This window comes from Burkholderia sp. Ax-1719 (assembly GCF_011753055.1).
Classification (GTDB): domain Bacteria; phylum Pseudomonadota; class Gammaproteobacteria; order Burkholderiales; family Burkholderiaceae; genus Paraburkholderia.
The window spans coordinates 1,162,393-1,183,389 of sequence record NZ_VWWJ01000001.1; the positions used below are offsets into that span (position 1 = coordinate 1,162,393).

At 55.7% G+C, this 20,997-nt stretch carries 17 protein-coding genes; 9 read left to right on the forward strand and 8 right to left on the reverse strand.

The features are described 5' to 3' along the window. Positions 1-68: 68 nt before the first annotated feature. Positions 69-1,247: a hypothetical protein gene (locus tag F3J17_RS04950; RefSeq protein WP_167054294.1), complete on the reverse strand. Its 1,179-nt coding sequence runs from the start codon at positions 1,245-1,247 to the stop codon at positions 69-71. Between the two features lie 542 nt (positions 1,248-1,789). Between F3J17_RS04950 and F3J17_RS04955 the strand changes: the two genes are divergently transcribed. From F3J17_RS04955 to F3J17_RS04965, 3 genes are all read left to right on the forward strand, one after another. Continuing rightward, the gene (locus F3J17_RS04955; RefSeq protein ID WP_167054296.1) at positions 1,790-2,347 is read left to right on the forward strand and encodes a hypothetical protein; all 558 of its coding nucleotides are present in this window, start codon (positions 1,790-1,792) and stop codon (positions 2,345-2,347) included. 42 nt (positions 2,348-2,389) lie between these two features. Continuing rightward, positions 2,390-4,060 carry a hypothetical protein gene (locus tag F3J17_RS04960; RefSeq protein WP_167054298.1) on the forward strand — a complete coding sequence of 557 codons (1,671 nt, stop codon included), beginning with the start codon at positions 2,390-2,392 and terminating at the stop codon, positions 4,058-4,060. A 293-nt stretch (positions 4,061-4,353) separates the two neighbouring features. Further along, positions 4,354-4,698 (forward strand): hypothetical protein, encoded by a 345-nt coding sequence (locus tag F3J17_RS04965; RefSeq protein WP_167054300.1) that lies wholly within the window; start codon positions 4,354-4,356, stop codon positions 4,696-4,698. Between the two features lie 502 nt (positions 4,699-5,200). On the opposite strand, the gene F3J17_RS04970 is transcribed toward F3J17_RS04965, so the two are convergent. Next, positions 5,201-5,419, reverse strand: coding sequence for a hypothetical protein (locus F3J17_RS04970; protein WP_167054302.1), 219 nt, complete (start codon positions 5,417-5,419; stop codon positions 5,201-5,203). Positions 5,420-5,914: 495 nt separating this feature from the next. Here F3J17_RS04970 and F3J17_RS04975 point away from each other — a divergent pair, with 495 nt between their 5' ends. From F3J17_RS04975 to F3J17_RS04985, 3 genes are all read left to right on the forward strand, one after another. Then, a complete protein-coding gene (locus F3J17_RS04975) occupies positions 5,915-7,084 on the forward strand; it encodes a hypothetical protein (protein WP_167054304.1) in 1,170 nt (389 codons plus the stop codon). A gap of 170 nt (positions 7,085-7,254) precedes the next feature. After that, positions 7,255-7,821, forward strand: coding sequence for a hypothetical protein (locus F3J17_RS04980; protein WP_167054306.1), 567 nt, complete (start codon positions 7,255-7,257; stop codon positions 7,819-7,821). A 91-nt stretch (positions 7,822-7,912) separates the two neighbouring features. Beyond that, positions 7,913-8,290, forward strand: a complete 378-nt coding sequence (locus tag F3J17_RS04985; protein WP_167054308.1) for a hypothetical protein — start codon at positions 7,913-7,915, stop codon at positions 8,288-8,290. A 127-nt stretch (positions 8,291-8,417) separates the two neighbouring features. On the opposite strand, the gene F3J17_RS04990 is transcribed toward F3J17_RS04985, so the two are convergent. Then, positions 8,418-9,395: a nitronate monooxygenase gene (locus F3J17_RS04990; protein WP_167054310.1), complete on the reverse strand. Its 978-nt coding sequence runs from the start codon at positions 9,393-9,395 to the stop codon at positions 8,418-8,420. A gap of 192 nt (positions 9,396-9,587) precedes the next feature. On the opposite strand from F3J17_RS04990, the gene F3J17_RS04995 reads away from it, so the two are divergent. Continuing rightward, on the forward strand, positions 9,588-11,264 hold the full coding sequence (locus F3J17_RS04995) for a hypothetical protein (RefSeq protein ID WP_167054313.1): 1,677 nt from the start codon (positions 9,588-9,590) through the stop codon (positions 11,262-11,264). A gap of 641 nt (positions 11,265-11,905) precedes the next feature. Here the strand turns inward: F3J17_RS04995 and F3J17_RS05000 are convergent. From F3J17_RS05000 to F3J17_RS05020, 5 genes are all read right to left on the reverse strand, one after another. Beyond that, a complete protein-coding gene (locus tag F3J17_RS05000) occupies positions 11,906-13,216 on the reverse strand; it encodes an amino acid permease (protein WP_240160812.1) in 1,311 nt (436 codons plus the stop codon). A 176-nt stretch (positions 13,217-13,392) separates the two neighbouring features. Continuing rightward, on the reverse strand, positions 13,393-14,058 hold the full coding sequence (locus F3J17_RS05005; RefSeq protein WP_167054317.1) for a hypothetical protein: 666 nt from the start codon (positions 14,056-14,058) through the stop codon (positions 13,393-13,395). A 27-nt stretch (positions 14,059-14,085) separates the two neighbouring features. Next, positions 14,086-14,868 (reverse strand): class II aldolase/adducin family protein, encoded by a 783-nt coding sequence (locus F3J17_RS05010; protein ID WP_167054319.1) that lies wholly within the window; start codon positions 14,866-14,868, stop codon positions 14,086-14,088. 71 nt (positions 14,869-14,939) lie between these two features. Next, entirely contained in the window at positions 14,940-15,884 is a 945-nt protein-coding gene (locus tag F3J17_RS05015) for an electron transfer flavoprotein subunit alpha/FixB family protein (RefSeq protein ID WP_167054544.1), read from the reverse strand. A gap of 22 nt (positions 15,885-15,906) precedes the next feature. Further along, positions 15,907-16,656 carry an electron transfer flavoprotein subunit beta/FixA family protein gene (locus F3J17_RS05020; RefSeq protein WP_167054321.1) on the reverse strand — a complete coding sequence of 250 codons (750 nt, stop codon included), beginning with the start codon at positions 16,654-16,656 and terminating at the stop codon, positions 15,907-15,909. Between the two features lie 542 nt (positions 16,657-17,198). Here F3J17_RS05020 and F3J17_RS05025 point away from each other — a divergent pair. Continuing rightward, complete coding sequence (locus F3J17_RS05025; RefSeq protein ID WP_167054323.1) at positions 17,199-19,310, forward strand: hydantoinase/oxoprolinase family protein; 2,112 nt, start codon at positions 17,199-17,201, stop codon at positions 19,308-19,310. Between the two features lie 3 nt (positions 19,311-19,313). Next, on the forward strand, positions 19,314-20,996 hold the full coding sequence (locus F3J17_RS05030) for a hydantoinase B/oxoprolinase family protein (RefSeq protein WP_167054325.1): 1,683 nt from the start codon (positions 19,314-19,316) through the stop codon (positions 20,994-20,996). Position 20,997: the final 1 nt, after the last annotated feature.

Here is a 20,997-nt window from a genome sequence, read left to right on the forward strand (position 1 = left end):
AGGTTTTGTAAGCGCTCCGCTTCCGGTGCTCCCCGAGTTTCGGGAGAGGCCACGGTGGTCTGCAATTATCAGAACGGGATAGAGTCATCCCAAGTAGGCTCCGAATAGTCAGCGGTGAAACAGGCTGACGCACCCGGCAAAACCGGCATCGCACGAACGTCCACTAAAACCATGGTGTCCTCCGTTTTGTCGGTCGCAGTCTCGCAGCACCCCCCAAAATTGCAATCTCTCGCGGGACTGGCTGGGTTGCCCGCAGTTGCAATCAGGTCGCTCCCAAATGCAGTCGGATTCCATTCGTACTCTACTAGCACCATTTCCTCGTCTAACAGGAAAACGACAGGTAGAGAATTACGAAATTTGAGCAACACGTCCTTGTTGTGGATGGGAATTGCGACCTTCGCCCTTGACAGCGCAATGTAACATCCGGCTTCATCCTCCTGACCATCGACGTAAGTAGTAGCGCCTGCACCCTGAATAAGGGAATCCACCGACGTGCCGACAGGCATCCTCACAACAAAGGCATACTTCTCAGGCGTAAGATTAAAAAGTTCTCCGCTAAATTGGACTCGGTGCATGAGAAAAGCCGCCCCCACATGAGTGCCCTTGACTCTTTCCAGGTCACACCATTCGTTGCAGTACTCGCTGAGCTTCGAATGTAGAGCGATGTGTGCGTTGTTGTGACGACTTGCATTGTTAATGCGCAGGACTCGGTCGACGAGCAGCGCAACCATAGTCGGTAGCTCCTCGATATGTCCAACTCCTCTGCTTTCGATATAACTTGCGACTCCAGGAAAATAGCGCTCTGTGTCGACGTTGCGCGGCTCATATCTCATTTCTCGACCTTTCTCGTCGAGGCGGAACGGTTTGATGAGAGCGAAATGCAATGACCAGAAATATTTTTTTAGATACATTTCTGCAAGCTCCGTCGCCGCTGACAGTTTCCCGCAATATTCAAGTATCTTCTCTTTAAACGCGTCATATACGCCAGCCCGAATCACGCAACGATGCAAGTTGGGATGATCCTCTGTGAGCCACCTCTCTAGCAGAGATGCGTCGACGTTCCTATAAAAGCTCCAACGACCTCCGTTGACGCGAATCAATTCCAGCACATAGTCCATGGCGCTTCGGATCAGCCTATCAGCCTCTTCCTTTCTACATCCCGACTCGCTTGCGATGCCGGTGTCTCGGATAGCTACGTTCGGCTGGTCGCTATAGAACGAATCAAATTGCGTGGGATGTACTTTCATTTCTGCACCTTTTGAACGAAAAACAAGTATCACACCCAGTTTTATCCCAATACCACTCCTGACTGCCGCTGCACTTCGAATCAACGCACCGACTCGGGAATCCGTGCCCAGGCACGAGACGGGCACCCCGCCCTTTAATTTCCTTTCCTCCCGCCGCAGCGCTGACGCTCCAGTTGCGCCGAAACTTCGACCGAATGCAACTTCGCAGCGCCTGGATGACCAAAGGCCAGAATTCTCGGGACGCGCCCTAGCGCGGCGAACAGCTCCGCTGCTCGCCGATACTCTCCTCAGCCAACCAGCATTTCAGGAGTCTGATGCTCTGCGTGGGGATCATCTAAAACCTGCATTACATCTCACACTGAAATCTAGGCTTCAGAGTAAAAAACTACAAATGTTTATACAAATCACGATATATGTATAAATAATTGGATATTTTAGCAATCCCCTTGTTTTATACAAATCAACGAATTAATCTAGTCAACAAGAAATGATTTTACCGGACGCGGTTATAAACCAAAGCACGTTCTCGACACATCTACTCCATGAACAACTATCTAAAATCGCTGTGCAAATCACTGCAATGTCCTGAAGATGTATTAAATTCCCAATTTTTTGAAGCATTTTTCGCGCTCGAACACGAATGCCCGGCAAGTTATCTCGTTTCTGCTCATCAATTCATTGACGAAGTGAGCAATTTTCCAGACGAGGACTTCGTTGTTATCCCAATGTTTGGCAAGAAAGCCAAAGATCTCGGGAATCTAGGCTCTGACTTCGATGTCGCCGTAAAACCTCGGCGGGATGGCACACGAGTATCTTGCTACATGTTCGCTGACGGCAAAGTCGCCCTGAACACAATGGCGCTGCATTGGGCCGGCGCATGTCCCGGAGAGAATTTTCATCTACTTTGGCTGTTTGACGACGAAGCCCGAGTCACGAGTCATTTTTACAGCGATGATGTCAATGACGCCATGAGTATTGCCCAAGCTATTGCAGACCACGAACCGCTGACCGCCGAAGAGCGACGAGCGTGGCAGAGCGTCGCCGCTCAGGCCAAATATATTGGCTTCTTCGAGAATATTGATCTGCGTGACGAACAATAACGCGAAACGCCATCGCAAAAGACCTCTCTTTCAATTTTCTATATGAATAATCCAGTCAGCGAGCAGGTTTTCCCGAACTCAGCAAAGATGAAAATCCAGCTTATGTCGCAGCCAGACTCGCATACGCTATACGATTCTCTCGTCTTTTCGATGCTTATTGCAGCCGAATTGGATCATTCGAACGGCTACATTGGCCTTCAGAATGCCACTATTGTACCCGAAACACTCATCTGGGCAGTCGGCCAGCGGCATCCACAGCTAAATGAGCAACTACAGACCGTTGGTCTCGTAGACGAACTCCGCGCGCTGCTCGCCCAATATGGTTCACTGAGAGATGTCGCAGAGCGACTACGCAAGGAAAACTTTTTCGCCACCTGCGAGGCATATGGTCACTACGATGACGACAACGGCTACCTGACACCGTCAGACATCGTTTTCGCCATCGATTCTGGTGAATGGAACTGTCCATCTGCCACTGCATTCGGCCTGATTCAACGGGCAGCGCACGCCGTAGCAGCACAGTTCAGCGATGATGCACCGATGCTAGAACGCTACATCGACACGTCTTGGAAGCCCTCGTTGGACGCGAACAGTATTGCGCTCAAACTCATTGCGACGTGTCAGCCCGGAAGTGGCGCGCTGCCCGAGGAGGCCTTGGTTCACATGTATCGGCAATTGGTAGCCTGTGATGACGGCCTCCACACTGGGTTCTGGTTCACCGTCTATCTCTCAGTTGTTGGCGACTGGCTCGAGCAGGATTTCCCGGACCTCGCAGCTCAGATTGTCAAGGATGGCCTAAGCACCGCCTACTACTATGCACTCAACGCCTATCGCGACATCATGAGCTCCGTTGAAGTGCAGTGGGAAAAGATCAGCTATCCCGTGCGCAGCCTTCTTCTTCAATCTAAAGATGAATCTGACATCCTGCGTGTTCTCGAAAAATTCATCAAAGCGAGTTCTAAATCCACGCATGACGAAGCCGCGTTGGCCGTCCTGCTGTGGGAGATGATTAAGCGGCGAAGCTGCGCAGTTGAGCCCACAGCGGTCTATACGTTCAATGCGTCGAGCGACTGTATAGAGGCAATCCGGCTCACTGACAGCAATGACACCACTTGCTTCGTCGTCGATTCAGAAGCTCTGCCGCCCGAGCTTCGCTCCAAAACTGACGAAAGGCAGGTGCTGGTGGTTCCGGTCTCCGCATATTGGCTCGAAAACCGGGAGGAATTGACACAGACTGACGGCCTCAGTTGCTATTACAGAAAATACGATTCTGAGGAGCGATCTATCCGCTCCCTCGCAATCAACAGAGCCTTTTGTTGCAATCACGATTCTCTATGGCCACTGATGTTCGCGTGGCGCCGTCAGTTCCCCGTCATTTATACATTCAAAAAACAATGCGTATTAGTAAATCACCGATTTAATCATTTTATCGACCTGCGTAGCATCGCCGACACCTCTGGGAGACACACGCCCAGCATACAGCTTCATGCTACGAAAAACTATGGCGTCGTCACTAAGCAGTACTGCAGCAGCAGCAAAGCATACAAGGAAGAACCTCTCTCGATCTTTACTGGGGTCGCAGACCTTAGGACTACACGTTCCACCCAAACGCTAAACGACACATACGTTGCGCACTATCGAGAAAAAGCAAAGGATTGCAGGCGAAGGGACTCGACAAGAGAGTCGCAGTCTTCTATCGAAATACTGTCGTGAACGGCACCAGTCGGAGTACGGCTACCGCGTCTCTCGATCGCAGCACCAACGAAAGCTGAATCATTCGCCATAAAGCTGGCGAATCGAGCAATTGGTTCCACTCATGTACCGCCGTCGCCCATGCCCACTGATCTCGCGCAAGAAGACGAGTGCTGCGGAGCAAGCCCATTCTCGACATTCGATTCTGCGGCAGTCAACGCTGTCCAGCAACGCGTCGGTCGTCTTTCACATCACATAGCCAAGTTGCTACGAAATCCGAAAACATTACCTTCACAACAACACCTACTCAATCTATGAGCGAAGATACTGACATCACCACAAGTTTTCTCGATACCGCCGACGCATGGGCCGAGGAACACAACAGAAAAATCGCTAACGGCGAAGACCCTTGGGAAGGTGTTCCCGAGCCTGCCGCATACGAACCAGCTCCCGATAGCTCTTGGTCACGGCACATTGCGCTCATCTGTGAAGCAATTGACAACCAACGGGAAACAATGAAGACTCGAAACAACGATTTGAACAAGGGCGTGTGGGTAAACCTGCACCGCGCCTATTACTATCTGCTCACGGCAGAAAGAAATCGCCTGCTTGACGGAGTCCTAAAGGGTGTCGACCTCGGCATTGAAGACGAGTCGTAATCAAAACCGCCTTTTGAATACGAAGGACGCTGGAGCCCCGGATGAATGGGCTCCAACTCTCCCGTAGAAACGCGGATTTCACGGGGAGACCCCGCTCAATGCTTCAATCTCCTGCTGCGTTCGGTTTGCGGCAATCCGCGCGTGACGAAACGCTTCACCGAGTTCAAAGAGGCTCATTGGTCACTTGTCCGTGTGTCGCATGGGATACATTAAGCGCACTTCGTTCGATACTGTGTCTCATACGACACATTAACCAAGACTTGAGGGAAGTTTCAGCGCCGAAACTTTCGTCCGGTCAGTAGAAGCTTCAGTATCGCAAAATTTTCACTGGGAAATGGCTAGGATCGCGCCCAAACGTTCCAGTCTCCGCTGCTACACATCCGAATCACGATGCTCCTATTCCAGACGACAGCCACGATGGAAGAATCGAGCAGTCCTACGTCGTTGGCGAAGCGCCAACCGCAACAACCAGGGCACCGCTCTGCTGAAGAGCGACAATCTGCTATTTTCTCCCGGAGTCTTGGGCATCGCCGTTGTTCTTCGGATTCACTTCGGCGTCAGTCTTCAGGTTCTTTTTCGGGGTGTCGACTCCCACTTCATTGCTCCACTTCTCAACGAGCCACTCTGGCGCATATGAGCCATGAGCCTGCGCCTCGCGATGGCTCCGCAAGGCTTGTTCAATCAGGCGCTGCTGGCGCTCGTCCGGTTTGAACTCACTCATTCCAATCTCCCAGTGGCTTAATCCACTTCGTGGTGCACTTACACAAGCTGAAGACACGCCTACCTGCCTAGTCATCTTGATTGGTCAGTCTACGTTTTGCGCGCAACGTATCGTACAGGATGCGTTGACGACACAACTCGCGAGGTAAGTTTCGGCGCCGAAACTTTCTATCACCGGCCCCAACGAGCGACGAACGATGGTCTCTCGCCTTGCAGACAAGGTAGCACGGAAACGCCCTCTTTGCCGGAATTTTCCAAATACGCATCAACATTTAAATAATTTATAAAAATATAATTTCCATGTTATCAATTGAAAACATCAACCAAATCATAAACATGCAAATTGCGAATTTTCAATTCACGATTGAACACCATATTTATACGTTGACGATAAACAGTCAATGCAATAGATTCCACCAATTGAACCAATCGACACGACGATTTTAAAGAATTACATTCTCATTAAATCGCATCACAGAGCAACCGAACAGTAACAATGAATCACGAAACCATCACCCACGTCTTCCAAGATTTTTTCAACTCACATCTGGCGCCACTCGGATTTGTTCTTCGTACGCCATCGCTTGCGGAGCGCTGTTTTCCGGGGCTGCGTCAAGGCATTCGGTGGGTGTTCAATGACTCGGACCGCAGTCTTCAATCATTTGGTTGTCACGCGTTCTGGACGTTTACGCACGAACTTGATGATGCCATGCCAAACGAGCCGCGCGGCCAGTATGGCCAGTCGCTCAGCAGCGCGACCACGCCACTTATTCAACGATTTGGCGCGCTATCTGAGGGAAAGGTTATCGCGCAATTCGAAGCAGTTCTTCGGAACGACGTGCAAACGCTCGATGGATTCAATTCGGTGAGCAAGATTCTTGAGAGCGTCGAACGCTACCCCGACTCAATGCATGAAGTGCTCGGGAACAGCGACGTTGTTGCCCCTCTGAATTACGCATACTGCCTTGAGATCGCTGGCAGGAAACATGAGGCGATGCAAGCATATATGGCTATTTTCAAGAACCTCTTGGGTGACTGGTCAGCAATCGCGCTTGCGTGTAAGGAAGAGGCAGTAGCACGAATCGTGATGCTTGCAAAGCTTGCTGGAGGCGAGCCAGTACAACAACTCGCTCCACAAGCGATTGTATCCGTGGAATCGCGCGCTCCTACAGGAGAAACCCTTGAGGCAGAACTCGCGCGCAAAGTGTTCCCGCTGAGAGTGCGCCCGGAATCGGCTACCCCGCGAGCGTTCATCAACGCCATCAAAGACGCGTACCCGCCCGTTCGCGGCTTTTGGCGCAGCTTTGACCTCGAGCGACTCGCCGATGAACTCGAACGCTGTGATCCCGAGTATATGAAGGCCGTTATCGCGTCTACACGCGCGGATGGCGCGGACTTTCGCGAGGATCTGATTCATTACTTCAGAACGGAACAGTTCGACGAATTCAGCGCTGAATGGTTGATGACGACACCTCAAGCCGCACGGTCTGAAGACGATCACTTCGTGTACGAGATGCTCCTCAGCCATCTCAGCAAGAGCAATTTAGACACTCACCTCCGATATCTTGAACTTGATGGCGCAAAGGCAATCCCGCACGTGCGCTTGAGAATGGTGGAGTTGCAGCGCGGCGAATATCTGAGGTTCGATTCGCCCTCCTCCCACTAGCCCTCTTTACCAAAGAGCGCGACAGCGAGTTGCTCTTTCCATAACTACACGGCCTGACTCTACGTGCGCGAGGTGTGAAAGCCTCGCGACGCTGACCGTGCTCGCTCGGTTGCTATACGTATCGTCGCGGATGCCGCGACCTATCGCTATCGCTAATTCAGGAACTACAAATGCAAGGAACTCCGTTTCATTCAACAGATGAAGCCGGCCAACCACTCAAACTGGGTAAATCTGATATCAGCGGTGTTTTCATTGACGAAATTCGTCAAAACGCAATCGATTTTGGCAGCGACGTCGCTCTTATCGCAAACGCTTCGCATCTTCTCGGACACGAAGTAGAACACGAGGAGAGTTACCTTGTGATTGTTTTACCCGAGACTGATTCCGAGCAGGTGCCAAATCGCGCTGAGGCCATCGATGCAGAGGTTAGAAGGAAAGCAGATGGCTATCCAATCGCTTGCGTCATGTTTGCGAACAAACAAATTGAGGTGGACCTGCTGACAATCACTTACGCCCGCCCGCTGCTTTTTGGTCGACTGAACGTTGTCTGGATCTTCAAGGATGAAGTTGAGCTAGACAGCCATCCCTACACGCAGGACATGGAGGAGTATTTCTGTATCGTAGCCTCAGTCGCTGCGTCACATTGGCACGAACACGACCCGTACGAACACACAAGCATGCGAACTCCAATCGAGTTGCACACAGGCTTTCTTCTCGATGGCATCGTGCTGTCATAGCCGGGGAAAATCATTGTAGATTAAAACTTCTTAGCGGAGGGGTGAGCCCTCCGCTTTTTCGTTGATGCCACTCCACTCGGCCAGAGAATACATGCCATTGAAAGTTAATTTTCTTCCTTGTTCCGATGAGGATATCGAACCCACCATCGCATGGTTGAATGCATCAGGGTTCGAAAAAATTGAGACTAGCGAAGAATTTCTGGCTCTCGGTGATTTTGAGCTTCAGCTCCGTGACACTCCGCCTTTGCTCTCGTATATGGCGCAGATTGGTGAAGTCCTGTCAATCTCGCGCATCACGGACCAAGGGGTTGTCTTCTATATAACGCATCTTCCTTTGCGCCCTCATGCTGAAAATCAGGGGCAACAAGTCACGTCAGATCGCGTTGATGGGTTCCTCTTCTGCCCAATGAACAATGTGGCTTGGCTCAACTCATTTGGCGCTATCACTCCGATCAGAAGCAAGCAATGATCGGCCCAACGATGCGCATTAACCTTTTTTAGTGTCCAAATTGACCGCTCAAACAACCCTTGCGTCCAAGGCTACCGCTCAGCAGAAATGCAAGGCAAAATATCCCGCCTCATGAGGCGGGATACCCTTAGACCGTCAGCTCATCGACTACTTCCGCGACCGTCTTCACACGACGAATGCTACCGATACCCGTACCGAGCGAGATGTAGCCTTCATCGGTATTGCCTTCCAGCATGCCGATTCGAAGGCCACGTAGACCACCCATGGTCTTACCCAGATCTTCGTTACTTGCGCCAGCTTTGTCCATGTCCACCAACTTATGTGCAAGCTTGCCCGGCAGCGACCGGTAGTAATCAGGCATCGTTCGGAAAAGAAGCAGATCTAGCCCGTTGGCGGCGACAATCTTTTCCTTCACGCATTGGGGCACGCGGCTTTCAACCGTGCTGATGAATGCAGAGCCGACAGAAACTCCACTCGCTCCAAGTGCACGCGCTGCTCGAGCGGTGCGCTCATCGGTAATGCCGCCAGCAGCCAGAACAGGCACGTTCTTCACCGAGTCCACAATCAGCGGGACAATCGAGAAAGTCCCCAACGCCGTACCAGGCAACGTGCCGCCTTCGTCAAAACCAGTTGCGACGATGATATCTGCACCAGCTTCTTCTGCAGCGCGCGTGTTCTCCGGCGTGGGGTTCAGGTCCCGATAGATGATTTTGATTCCCGCTTCTTTCAATTCGTCAAACAGGGCGGGAATTACAGCACCTTCACCATAACCGGTGTACAGCACAGCCTTGACGCCCTCCTCCTTAATCACCTTTAGGATTGGCGGCGTCCAAATGTCATTTACAGGCGTCGGAATCAGGTTGACACCAAAAGGCTTATCGGTGAGCGCTTTCGTTTTGCGGATCTCTTCACGCATTTTCTCGGCGGTTTCCTCGGGCGTGGAGACTGCCGTTTCAGCAGTCAGACCCGCGTTTGGCCCCAACACGCCCAATCCACCGGCGTTACCCACAGCTGCAACCAGCTTTGCATCGGTCAGCCACGAGAGCGGAGCTTGGATGACAGGTTTTTCGATGCCCAAAATTTGGCAGACGCGATTATCTTGCATGACGAGATTCCGTTGCATAAAAATTCGTAGAACAACCTACCGGATGGCGCTTATGTTCATAAGTACCGTGGAAGAAATTCTACTGATCGTCACTACTTCGAAAAATCGCCCTGTCAATACATAATAATTACGCGTTTTTTTAACAATCGATTCTGTCCCCAACGAAGGCTTGAGCCGTCGTATCACTTCGCCATGCATGCCTCTCTCTATCCGACTTTTGAATACTGCGTCCGAGCCCTGAGGCTGCGGCATCAAGGCCTTTCAGCTATCGCAATTGAGCAATGCACCGGAGTTCCGCACAACCTCCAGGACGAACTCATCCCGCTCACCGCAATCGCTTCATCGGCTACTCGAGCGGAAGTGGAGGCCCTCGCGCGTGAAGCCGCGTCCTCGATATCGCTTGAAAAATTGGCGCTGGTACGCGCTGCAAGCGAATTGTGGACCGGAAACCGTTTGCGCTTGCCGGTGGCCCAGCGCGGCATGCCCATCAGTGTCAGCCTTGATGAGTTGACAAGACGTGTCTCAGCGCAACCCACTCTCGTAACAGCTTCCCGAACCGACATACTTGGCGCACGAGACCGGCCGCTTACGTCGGAGTCGTCAATCTCCCTTGCGTTCCGACTTATGGAGCGCAATGCGCTTCGATGGAACGCAGCGCGAAACCCATTGAAAGTAGCTCTTCCGCAAACGCCTGGTCAGTTTGGCGCGAAGATATCCGTCGCGTTCGACGCCAGCTTTGAGCCGTTTGAATGGGCAGAGACCCTCGATCAGCAGCTCGTCGCCGCGCTGCCGCACACGGCCGGAGTTCTGCTACGCCATAACTTCACCTTTTGCCCCGAATGTCTTGCTGGCGGCTTTCACAGTGTCGCGCATCAGATGGCTTTTACCCATGAATGCGCCATTCACGGCTTGCCGCTTCGTCAAGCATGTGTTCACTGCGATGCGGCTACTGGCACCGTTGAAACTATCCTGAAACGCGGCTGGGAAGCATCCAAGTGCAAGGGTTGCGATAAACCCCTTTGTGGATCTGCGCTTGACGCCTCTTCCCGGCGTCGCTTTCGCGAAACACTCGCAGACGCGCAGTCGAAGCTGCACCCGTTCATTCGATGGCTGGAGCAAGCTCAACAGCGCCTTTGGCCGCTTGAGCAACTCCTCGTACAAAACGCCAGTGCGGTTGGGAACTGGACAGAATGGGGCTGCTCCGCCACATCGCTATTGAAGCTGGCCGGCCGCCTTCACCCATTTCCCGCAGATTCCACGATTGAAAATGTGCCGGACGTCGAGCTCCTTCGGTGGTCAAACCGGCTCCGGGCGGCCCCTAAACGTGAAGGCATCGGACAGGCGCAAAACTTCGATGTGACTTCTGTCTACGCGCTCACCCTACGCGCGATCGAAGCGTGGCGACGCAGTCGTACATCCGCGCCATTCAATACACGCACTTTCGCAGACCTTGCGGCCAACTCGGTGGTTAGCCCGGACGAAGTCGCAGCACGAGACTTGGCGATTGCCTATTTTCGAAATTGCTTCGAAGACGGTCCCGGCAACCTGGCAGACTGGACATTAAGCCGGCCCAGTACGGCTAAGTGCCAAGCTACCTTGACTGCCCAGCCGACAACCCTCAAGCATCGGCTGCCTGCAAAAGCGCTCATGATGGGCACGTTTGCAGTCGCCCTCAGTGCGATTGAGACGCGTCGCGGCGGCGGCGTGCAACGTTCCAGGCTGGAATGGTTGCGGGCTGGCCGTGGAGTTCCGCTTGCGCTGCTTCCAGAAATTGGCGGACCAGCGAAGCATCTCGCATTTTCCGAGGGAGCAGTTGCAACGCCACTCACCCACGGCTTTCCAGCCTACGAGATCTATCTGAATCATTAGGGTCATACCGTCAAAAATATTATGTTAAATTTTTGAGATTTCCCCAGCGATTCTTCAGAAGACCATCGTCGCACGCTGCCTGAGCGCTACCTATCGAACGCCGGCGATGTGACTGTAAATCTCCTACCCCTACTCATACTGGTCAGGATGTGAGCTGGCAAACCCTTATGCAGTGGTCCTTTGGCCTATTTCATACGTTGAGCGACTTTTGACCCAATCGCCATTACCACCTGATTTGGGTCGATCAGTATGCTGCATCCCCTGCCGCCGTCGTTGCCTGACGCCGGATCTCTGCGTCTTTTGCATAAGAGCGCATGACTTTATTTCTGAGAAAGTACAGACTCAGGTCCAAAAAGCGTTGTAGTTTTTACCAGCAGCAGGTTTTTGCACAAAAAAGCATCAATTTAGTTCTGTAAAAGTACAGACTTGGGCCCCAGCAGCCCTTCTCCGGGGTGAGTATGTACTTTTTCAGAACTACCGTATGTACTTTTACAGAATCCAAATAGCAGTGCCAGCTACGTGAACTCGCAAATTATATCATTCAACCCTATTAAAACTTCGATAATTGTTATTATGTAAAATAAAGAAAATAAAACAAAGGCCGATCATCAGATCGGCCCTCGCACTCACTCGAACGCGACTCAACCGTTCCGCTGCCTCCGACGCCATTCCACAACCATACCCGTCAGCGCCAGCAACGAACTCATCCCCAGCGTCGAGACCACTTCCTCGCGATGATCCTGGCCGCACACCATGACCACGAACGCGGCAACGATCAGCACCACAACGAAGAGCCCAAGAAACGGATGCATCCACATGCGAACCTTCAGCGCCTTCGATGCAACCAGCGTGCGGCGCAGCCGCAACTGGCTCACGGCAATCACCAGATAAACCAGCAAGGCCATCGTGCCCGTGGTCGAGAGCAAGGTTTCGAACACGTACTTCGGCGCAAGGTAATTGGCCGCGCAGCCGGCAAAAGCCGCCGATGTCGAAGCCAGCACCGCGACCACCGGCACGCCGCTGCGCGTCGTGTACTTGACGATAGCCGGCGCCTGCTTTTTCTCGCCAAGCGAATAGATCATGCGCGATGCCGTGTAGAGTCCGGAATTCAGGCAGCTACAGACCGCCACCAGAATCAGCAGATCGATCATGGGCTTGGCGTACGGCACATGGATCGCCTGCAGCACAGCCTGATAAGAGCCGATTTTCGTCAGCTCGGGTGCATTCCACGGCAGGATCGAAATGATGACGAAAATCGAGCCGATATAAAACAGCGAAATACGCCAGACCACCGAGTTGATCGCCCGCGAGATTTCTTTTTCCGGGTTCGCCGATTCGGCCGCTGCGATCGTCACGACCTCGGTGCCCAGAAAGGTGAACATCGTAGTGAGCATGGCGCCTGCAATGGGCGCATATCCGCGCGGCAGAAAACCGCCCTGCCCAAATACATTGCCGCTTACGTTCACATGAACGCCCGGAATAAAGCCGGTAATTGCCGCCACGCCACCAATGATGAACAGAATAATGGCGGAGACCTTTACCACCGAAAACCAGAATTCCAGTTCGCCGTAATTTTTAACGCTGGCGAGATTGGTCAGCGTCAGCACGAGCGTCACGGCGACGCAGAACTTCCACACCTCGATCTGTGGGAACCAGCTATTGAGAATATTCGCGGCGGCGGTGGCTTCGAGCGGCAGCACGAGCACCCAGTACCACCAGTACATCCAGCCGATCATAAAGCCGGCCCACGGGCCGATCGCACGTCCGGCATAAGTCGAAAACGATCCTGAATCAGGCATCGCGCAGGCCATTTCGCCCAGCATGCGCATCACCAGAACGACGAGCAGGCTCGCCAGCACATAGGCGATGATGGCGCCCGGGCCCGCCTCGGCGATGGCGTGGCCGGAGCCGACAAAGAGCCCCGCCCCGATGCTCCCGCCAATCGAAAGCATGACCACGTGCCGTTGTTTCAGCGTCGTGCCGAGCGAGCCCGGCGCAACGCGTGTTGTGCGCGCTTCGTCGCGCCTCGTGTGGGGTTCCAGTTGAGAAGCCAGATCCATCTCTCCAAGAGCGATGGCCGTGTCACCTCTATTTATGCCTTGTGGGGTATCGTGCATTTCTCTTCCTGTCATCCTTGCCCGCAGGCGTCTTGCAGGGTGGGCGGCGCGAACGCCGCGCTGCTGGGAAATCCGGCGAAACGACAGCGTGGATCGCCGAAGCTCAGCCATTCATGGAGTCGACGGCAACGTCGCAACGCGGCGTCGAAGCTGTACGATTCCCGAAAGAGCGTCATTTGAAGCGAGCGCCGCGTCACCCCCAGTTCGTGCGCGACTTCTTCGATTCGCCACGTGTATTGGGGAAGTCTGAACATCGCTTGCGCCAGCGCGAGTCCGAATCCGCCGCTCGCCTTGAATGCCTGTCTCAATGCATTCCAGTCCGGTTCGGTTGCTGTCACAGAGGCGTCGATATCCAGTTCGAGCCAGCCCGTTGCCGCGCCGGTCTGGTCCGGTATGGCGCAGACGTCGATCAACTCCTCCGGCCAGATGCGCGTCGGGATATCCGGTCGTAGCGGCTTTTCTCCGAGTCGCCGCGTGAGTACGTGGTGCCCTCTTTCGGCCCGCCATGTCGACGCAAACGGAAATCGCAAGCCCTTCCATTCCATCTTGCGCGTTGTATCGAAACGATAGACATGCACTGCGGACCTGCGACTTTCATTGAGTGGAGTGCGCGAGCCTGTTTCCAGGCCGGGCTGTCTTGAGACTGCGCGATGAGCAAGCATGTAAGTGCGTTTCATCGCGCAGCCGGTTCGGCAGACGCTGGATCAGCTGCGGTAATTGGCGCCGTCGCGGTCCAGCAGACGGAGCAGCGCCGTCCACTCGCGGTCCAGGTGAACCGTGTCAAGGTAGGCATAGTCGTCGTGCTGTTTCGCCGCGTGCTCGCAGACTTCAGGCGAAGGAATCACCACCTTCTGCCCCGCAGAGAGCGTGGCCACCTGAATCTCGCAGGCGCGGTTCAGATAGAACATGCGCGTAAAGGCTTCGGCGACCGATCGCCCCGTCGTCAGCAGGCCGTGATTGCGCAGGATGAGATAATCGCGCTTGCCGATCGACTTGACGATGCGCTCGCGCTCGTCGAGTTCCAGCGAAATGCCTTCATATTCGTGGTACGCCACGCGGTTGTAGAACTGCATGCTGATCTGGTTCAACGGCAGCAGCCCGCACTCCATCGCGGCGACGGCCATGCCGTGCGTCGTGTGCAAGTGAACCACACACTCCACGTCGTGACGCGCCTGGTGAAGCGCGCTGTGAATGGTGAAGCCCGCTGCATTGACTTCGAAGCGATCGTCGTCGATGGGATTGCCATTGACGTCGATCTTGACGAGCGACGATGCGGTGATCTCGTCGAAGAACCAGCCATGCGGGTTGATCAGGAACTGGTCGTGCGAGCCCGGCACGCGCGCCGAGATATGCGTATAGATCAGATCGGTGAGGCCGAATTTTGCGGCCAGGCGATACGCTGCGGCGACTTGCACGCGAGCATCCCATTCGGCCTGCGAAATATTTCTGGGCTTCCGGTTGACGTGGGGATCGGTCGTCGAAATCATGCTGAATTGGCTCCGTTTATAAAAGTGACAACGGGTTTAATGTCGGTTTGTACCGGTTCGGTATTTCGTTTTCAGAGCGTCGCGGTCAGCGCAGGGACTGCGCCGAAGAGGTCGTCGACCAGGCCGTAATCGGCCACGCCGAAGATCGGCGCTTCCTCGTCCTTGTTGATGGCGACGATGACTTTCGAGTCCTTCATGCCAGCGAGATGCTGGATCGCGCCCGAGATGCCTACCGCGATATACAACTGTGGCGCGACGATCTTGCCGGTCTGGCCGACCTGATAATCGTTAGGCACATAGCCCGCGTCCACGGCGGCGCGCGATGCGCCCAGCGCTGCGTTGAGTTTGTCGGCGAGCGGTTCGAGCACTTGCGTATAGCTCTCACCGCTGCCCAGCCCGCGGCCACCCGAGACGATGATCTTCGCGGTGGTGAGTTCCGGACGATCCAGCTTCGTGACTTCGCGGCTGATGAATTGTGATGTGCCGTTGTCTGCGGCGGCGTCGAGCGCCTCTATTTCCCCGCCGCCGCCCTCGCCTGCAACCGGGTCGAATGCCGTAGTACGAACGGTGATGACCTTGATCGGATCAAGCGATTGCACGGTTGCAATTGCATTGCCAGCGTAGATCGGGCGCTCGAATATATCGGCGCTGTTCACCGCAGTGATGTCGCTGATCTGCGCGACGTCGAGCTTCGCGGCAATACGCGGCGCGACATTCTTGCCCGCTGCCGTCGCGGGAGCGAGGATGTGCGTGTAGTTCCGCGCCGCATCACGAACCAGCGCGAGAACCGTAGCTTCGACGTTTTCCGCGAGACCTTCCGAGAGTTGCGGCGCGTCGGCCAGCAAGACCTTCGAAACGCCGGCAATCTTCGCCGCTGCGTCAGCAGCAGCCTGCGCGTTGTGGCCCGCGACCAGCACATGTACCTCGCCGCCAATTTTCTGCGCCGCGGCTACGGCATTCAGCGTTGCCGCCTTGATGGAAGCGTTATCGTGTTCCGCTATGACCAGATTCACCAGATTTGTCATTTTTCGCCTCCTCTCACAGCACTTTGGCTTCGGTCTTCAGCTTCTCGACCAACGTCTTCACGTCCGCGACTTTCACGCCTGCTGAACGCTTTGGCGGCTCGGCAACCTTGAGGGTCTTCAGACGCGGCGCAACATCGACGCCCAATTCAGCGGGCTGGATCGTCTCCAGCGGCTTTTTCTTTGCCTTCATGATGTTCGGCAGCGTGACGTAACGCGGCTCGTTCAAACGAAGATCGGTAGTCACTACGGCGGGCAACGTCAAAGCCAGCGTTTGCGCGCCGCCATCCACTTCGCGGGCAACCGTCGCCTTGCCATCCGTCACCGTGATCTTCGAGGCGAACGTCGCTTGCGGCAGGTCTGCCAGCGCGGCGAGCATCTGGCCTGTCTGATTGGAGTCGTCGTCGATAGCCTGCTTGCCGAGGATGACCAGCGACGGCTGTTCCTTGTCCACCAGCGCTTTCAGCAGTTTCGCAACCGCGAGCGGCTGCAGCTCCTGATCCGATTCGATCAGAATCGCGCGGTCCGCGCCGATCGCCAGCGCTGTGCGCAGCGTTTCCTGCGCCTGTATCACGCCGCACGACACCGCGATGACTTCAGTCGCCACGCCCGCCTCCTTCAAACGCACGGCTTCTTCAACCGCGATCTCGTCGAACGGATTCATCGAGAACTTCACGTTGGCCACATCGACGCCCGTGCCGTCCGATTTCACGCGGACCTTCACGTTGTAATCAACGACCCGCTTCACCGCTACCAGAACTTTCATCAAAAATTCCTTTCGTCCTACCCGCTCTTGAATATCTCGCAGTCCTAATCGAGTCACAATCGTGGCGACGCGTGACGACCACTGACTCTTCGCCTGCCGTCGCGGCACCGTGGGTGTCGGTGCGCGATCCGCGTCATGGGTTCGCACTATAACGCTCGAACACTGCGCTTCAAAATTCCACGAAAACTTAATTTTTTATCGGACTTCTACCTATCAGTATTTACACTGAGAGCACGCCTTCACCTTGACTGATCCCATCTGGTGATTGTGATTTTATCGATCAAAAACAATGACTTAAAAGATCGATGCAAGATGGCTCGCAACGCGAAAAGTGAAAATTATTTTGTTCGTGTTGACAGCACTGTAAGACGTCACTCATCATATGTCAACGACGCAAAAATACCGGATGGAGACAACGGCTACGCTTTAGCGAACACTTGAAAACATGGCGCGGCAGACGCGCTCGCGCCCCGCAAAAAATCGTCAACTGCAGTACGCGGAACCCCGGTTCCGTACACGTCTGGATTTCGAACAGGAGAGTCATGGTGGCCAGTCACGACAAGGCACGGGTTGGTGTAGACATCGGCGGAACGTTCACCGATGTCGCGCTGGAGCTCGGTGGAGAACTCTTTTCCACCAAGGTCCTCACGGATTACACGGCGCCCGAGCGCGCAATCATCAAGGGCGTGAGCATCGTTGCGGCGAAGGCTGGCATCGGCCTGAAGGACATTGGCGTCATCATCCACGGCACCACGCTGGCGACGAACGCGCTGATCGAGCGCCGCGGCGCAAAGACGGCCTTCATCACCACGGAGGGTTTCCGCGACACCATCGAGATGCGCACGGAAAACCGCTTCGAACAATATGATCTGAACATCAAGCTGCCGCCGCCGCTGATCGAGCGCTGCGACCGCTTCACGCTGGCCGAACGCATCGACGCGCAGGGCGGCGTGCTGCTCGCGCCCACTGAAGCGCAGATCGACGCCATCGTCAGCCGGATCGAGCAAGGCGGTTATGAAAGTGTGGCGGTGGGCTTTATCCATTCCTATGTGAATGGCGTGCATGAGCGCATGATGCGCGACGCGCTGGAAAAGCGCCTGCCGCAAGTGTCCGTGTCGATCTCCAGCGAAGTATCGCCGCAGATCCGCGAGTTCGAGCGCTTCAATACGGTGTGCGCGAATGCCTACGTGCGCCCCATCATGAAGTCGTATCTCGACCGGCTGCTCGGCGAAGTGCGCGAAGCGGGCGCCACCTGCCCTATTTTTATCATCCACTCGGGCGGCGGAATCGTTTCGGTCAAGAGCGCTTCGGAATTCCCGGTGCGTCTGGTCGAATCCGGGCCGGCCGGCGGCGCAATTTTCGCAGCGCATATCGCAGCGCGCTACGACCTGAATACTGTGCTGTCTTTCGATATGGGTGGCACCACGGCCAAGATCTGTCTGATCGACGACCTCACGCCGAAGACCGCCAATACCTTCGAAGTCGCGCGCACCTATCGCTTCAAGAAAGGCAGCGGCATGCCGATTTCGATTCCCGTGGTGGAAATGGTCGAAATCGGTGCGGGCGGCGGCTCGATCGCTTCGCTCGATGTAATGCGCCAGATTCGCGTCGGTCCGCATAGCGCGGCTTCGGAGCCCGGTCCCGCGTGCTATCAACGCGGCGGCGTCGAGCCAACCGTTACGGATGCCGATCTGCTGCTCGGCCGTCTTGACCCGGCGAATTTCGCGGGCGGCAGCATTCCCCTTTCGCTCGATAACGCGGCAAGCGCGATGGTCGCCAAAGTGGGCGGCGCAATCAACCTGAGCGCCGATGAAACCGCCTATGGCGTGGCCGAAGTCGTCGACGAAAACATGAGCAACGCGGCGCGTGTTCACGCGGTGGAAAGCGGCAAGGACATCGGCGACTACACGATGATCACCTTCGGCGGCGCGGGCCCGCTGCACGCCGCGCGTCTGTGCGAAAAGAGCGGCATCAAGAAGTTCATCGTGCCACCTGGTGCGGGCGTGGGTTCGGCGATTGGCTTTCTGCGTGCGCCCTTCGGTTATGAAAGCGTGCGCAGCGCGACCATGCGTTTCAACGATTTCGACGCCGATGCGCTCAATGAGATCGTCGGCGATCTGAGCGAGGAAGCGCTGCGTTTCGCGCGCCAGGGTTCCGGCGATGCCGAACCTGAAGTCGAAGTCAAAGCCTTCATGCGCTACGTAGGCCAGGGCTGGGAAATTCCCGTTGCCTTCCCGTATCGTCGCTTTGGCGCCGAAGATCGTGAAGCCTTCTCGCAGGCGTTTACGCGTGCTTACACGCAGTATTTCGGCCGCCCGATCGATGGGCTCGATATTGAGATCGTCAGCTGGTCGGTGAAGGCGAGTTCGCCGCTGCCGCCTGTGGAGCGCCTGAAACTGCTCACGTCGCGCGATACCGTGACCGCGCCGAAAACGCGCAAGATTTTCGACGCCGCGCTGCATCGTTTCGTCGAAGCCGCCATCGTCGAGCGCGCCTCGCTCAAGGTTGGTGAAAGCGTCACGGGCCCCGCGATCATCGTCGAGCCGGAGACGTCTACGCTCGTCACCTCCTCCTTCGACGCGATGGTTCAGCCCGATGGCTGCCTGCTCGTCGTTGCCAAAGAATTGAATGCCGCCAAGGCCAATCAGGAGTAAAGCATGTCGCTCAGCAATCTCGATACCATCCACATGCAGGTCATGTGGAACCGCCTGATTTCCGTGGTGGAAGAACAGGCCATGGCGCTGATCCGCACCGCATTTAGCACCAGCGTGCGCGAAGCGGGCGATCTTTCCGCGGGGATTTTCGACAAGCAGGGCCGCATGCTGGCGCAGGCCGTCACGGGCACGCCGGGTCACGTGAATACGATGGCTGAAGCCGTCGAGCACTTCATGAACGACATCGGCGTCGAGCGCATGTACGAAGGCGACGTGTACCTCACGAACGATCCGTGGAAAGGCACCGGCCACCTGCACGATTTCACCGTCGTGTCGCCGTCTTTCCATAACGGCGAACTGATTGGCTATTTCGCCAGCACGGCGCACGTGGTGGATATCGGCGGACGCGGCTTTGGCCCGGATTCGCGGGAGATCTACGAAGAAGGCCTGTTCGTGCCGATCATGAAGCTGATCGAGCGCGGCGAAGTGAATCGCGATCTCGTGAATATCCTGCGCAATAACGTGCGCGAAGCCGACAAGGTCGTGGGCGATCTCTACGCCCTCGCCTCGTGTAACGAAACCGGCCACAAGCGCCTGATCGAAATGCTCAAGGAGTTCGATCTCAAGGACGTGGAAGGCATCGGCGAATTCATTCTGGCGCGCAGCCGTGAGGCCACGCTCGAACGCATTGCCGCCCTGCCGAAGCAGACGCAGACCAACGCTATGACGCTCGACGGTTACGACACGCCGGTCAAGCTCAACGTCACGCTCACGATCGCCGACGACCACCTCCTCGCCGATTTCGACGGCACGTCGCCTTCGAGCCCCTTCGGCATTAACGTGCCGTTGCTCTATGCGAAGGCGTATGCCTGCTATGGCCTCAAGTGCATCATCGCGCCGGAAGTGCCGAACAATGCCGCTTCGCTCGAACCGTTCCGCGTGCAGGCGCCCGCGGGCTGCATTCTCAATGCGCAGCGCCCGAGCCCGGTTGCCGTGCGTCACGTGCTGGGCCACTTCGTCCCGGACCTGGTGCTGGGCGCGCTGAACAAGATCCTGCCGAACCGCGTGCCCGCTGAAGGCGCCGGCGCGCTCTGGAATCTGCATGTGAGCGCGCGCGCCGCCCAGGAAGGATCGGGACTCAAGGGCAGCGAAATCCTGATGTTCAACAGCGGCGGCACCGGCGCACGGGCGGAACTCGACGGTCTTTCGGCCACGGCTTTCCCGAGTGGCGTGCACGCGATGTCGGTAGAAGCGACTGAGCAGGTTGGGCCGATCGTGGTGTGGCGCAAGGAAATGCGCTCGGGTTCGGGCGGCGCGGGACAGTATCGCGGCGGCCTTGGCCAGATCGTCGAGATCGGTCCGCGCGAAGGCTATCAGTTCCGCTTCAACGCCATGTTCGATCGTATCGACCATCCGGCGCGCGGCCAGTCGGGCGGCAAGGAAGGCGCGCCCGGCCAGGTCACGCTCTCCGACGGCACGCGCATGAAGGGCAAGGGCACGCAATCCGTGGGCGAGCATGAACGCGTCACGCTTTCGCTGCCGGGCGGCGGCGGTGTGGGCACGCCCGCACAACGCGATCGCGAAGCGCTGCTGCGCGACATCCGCAACGAATATATTTCCGAGGCGCAACTGCGCGACGACTACGGTCTCACGCTCGACGCACTCACGGCATCGAATCAACAGTAAG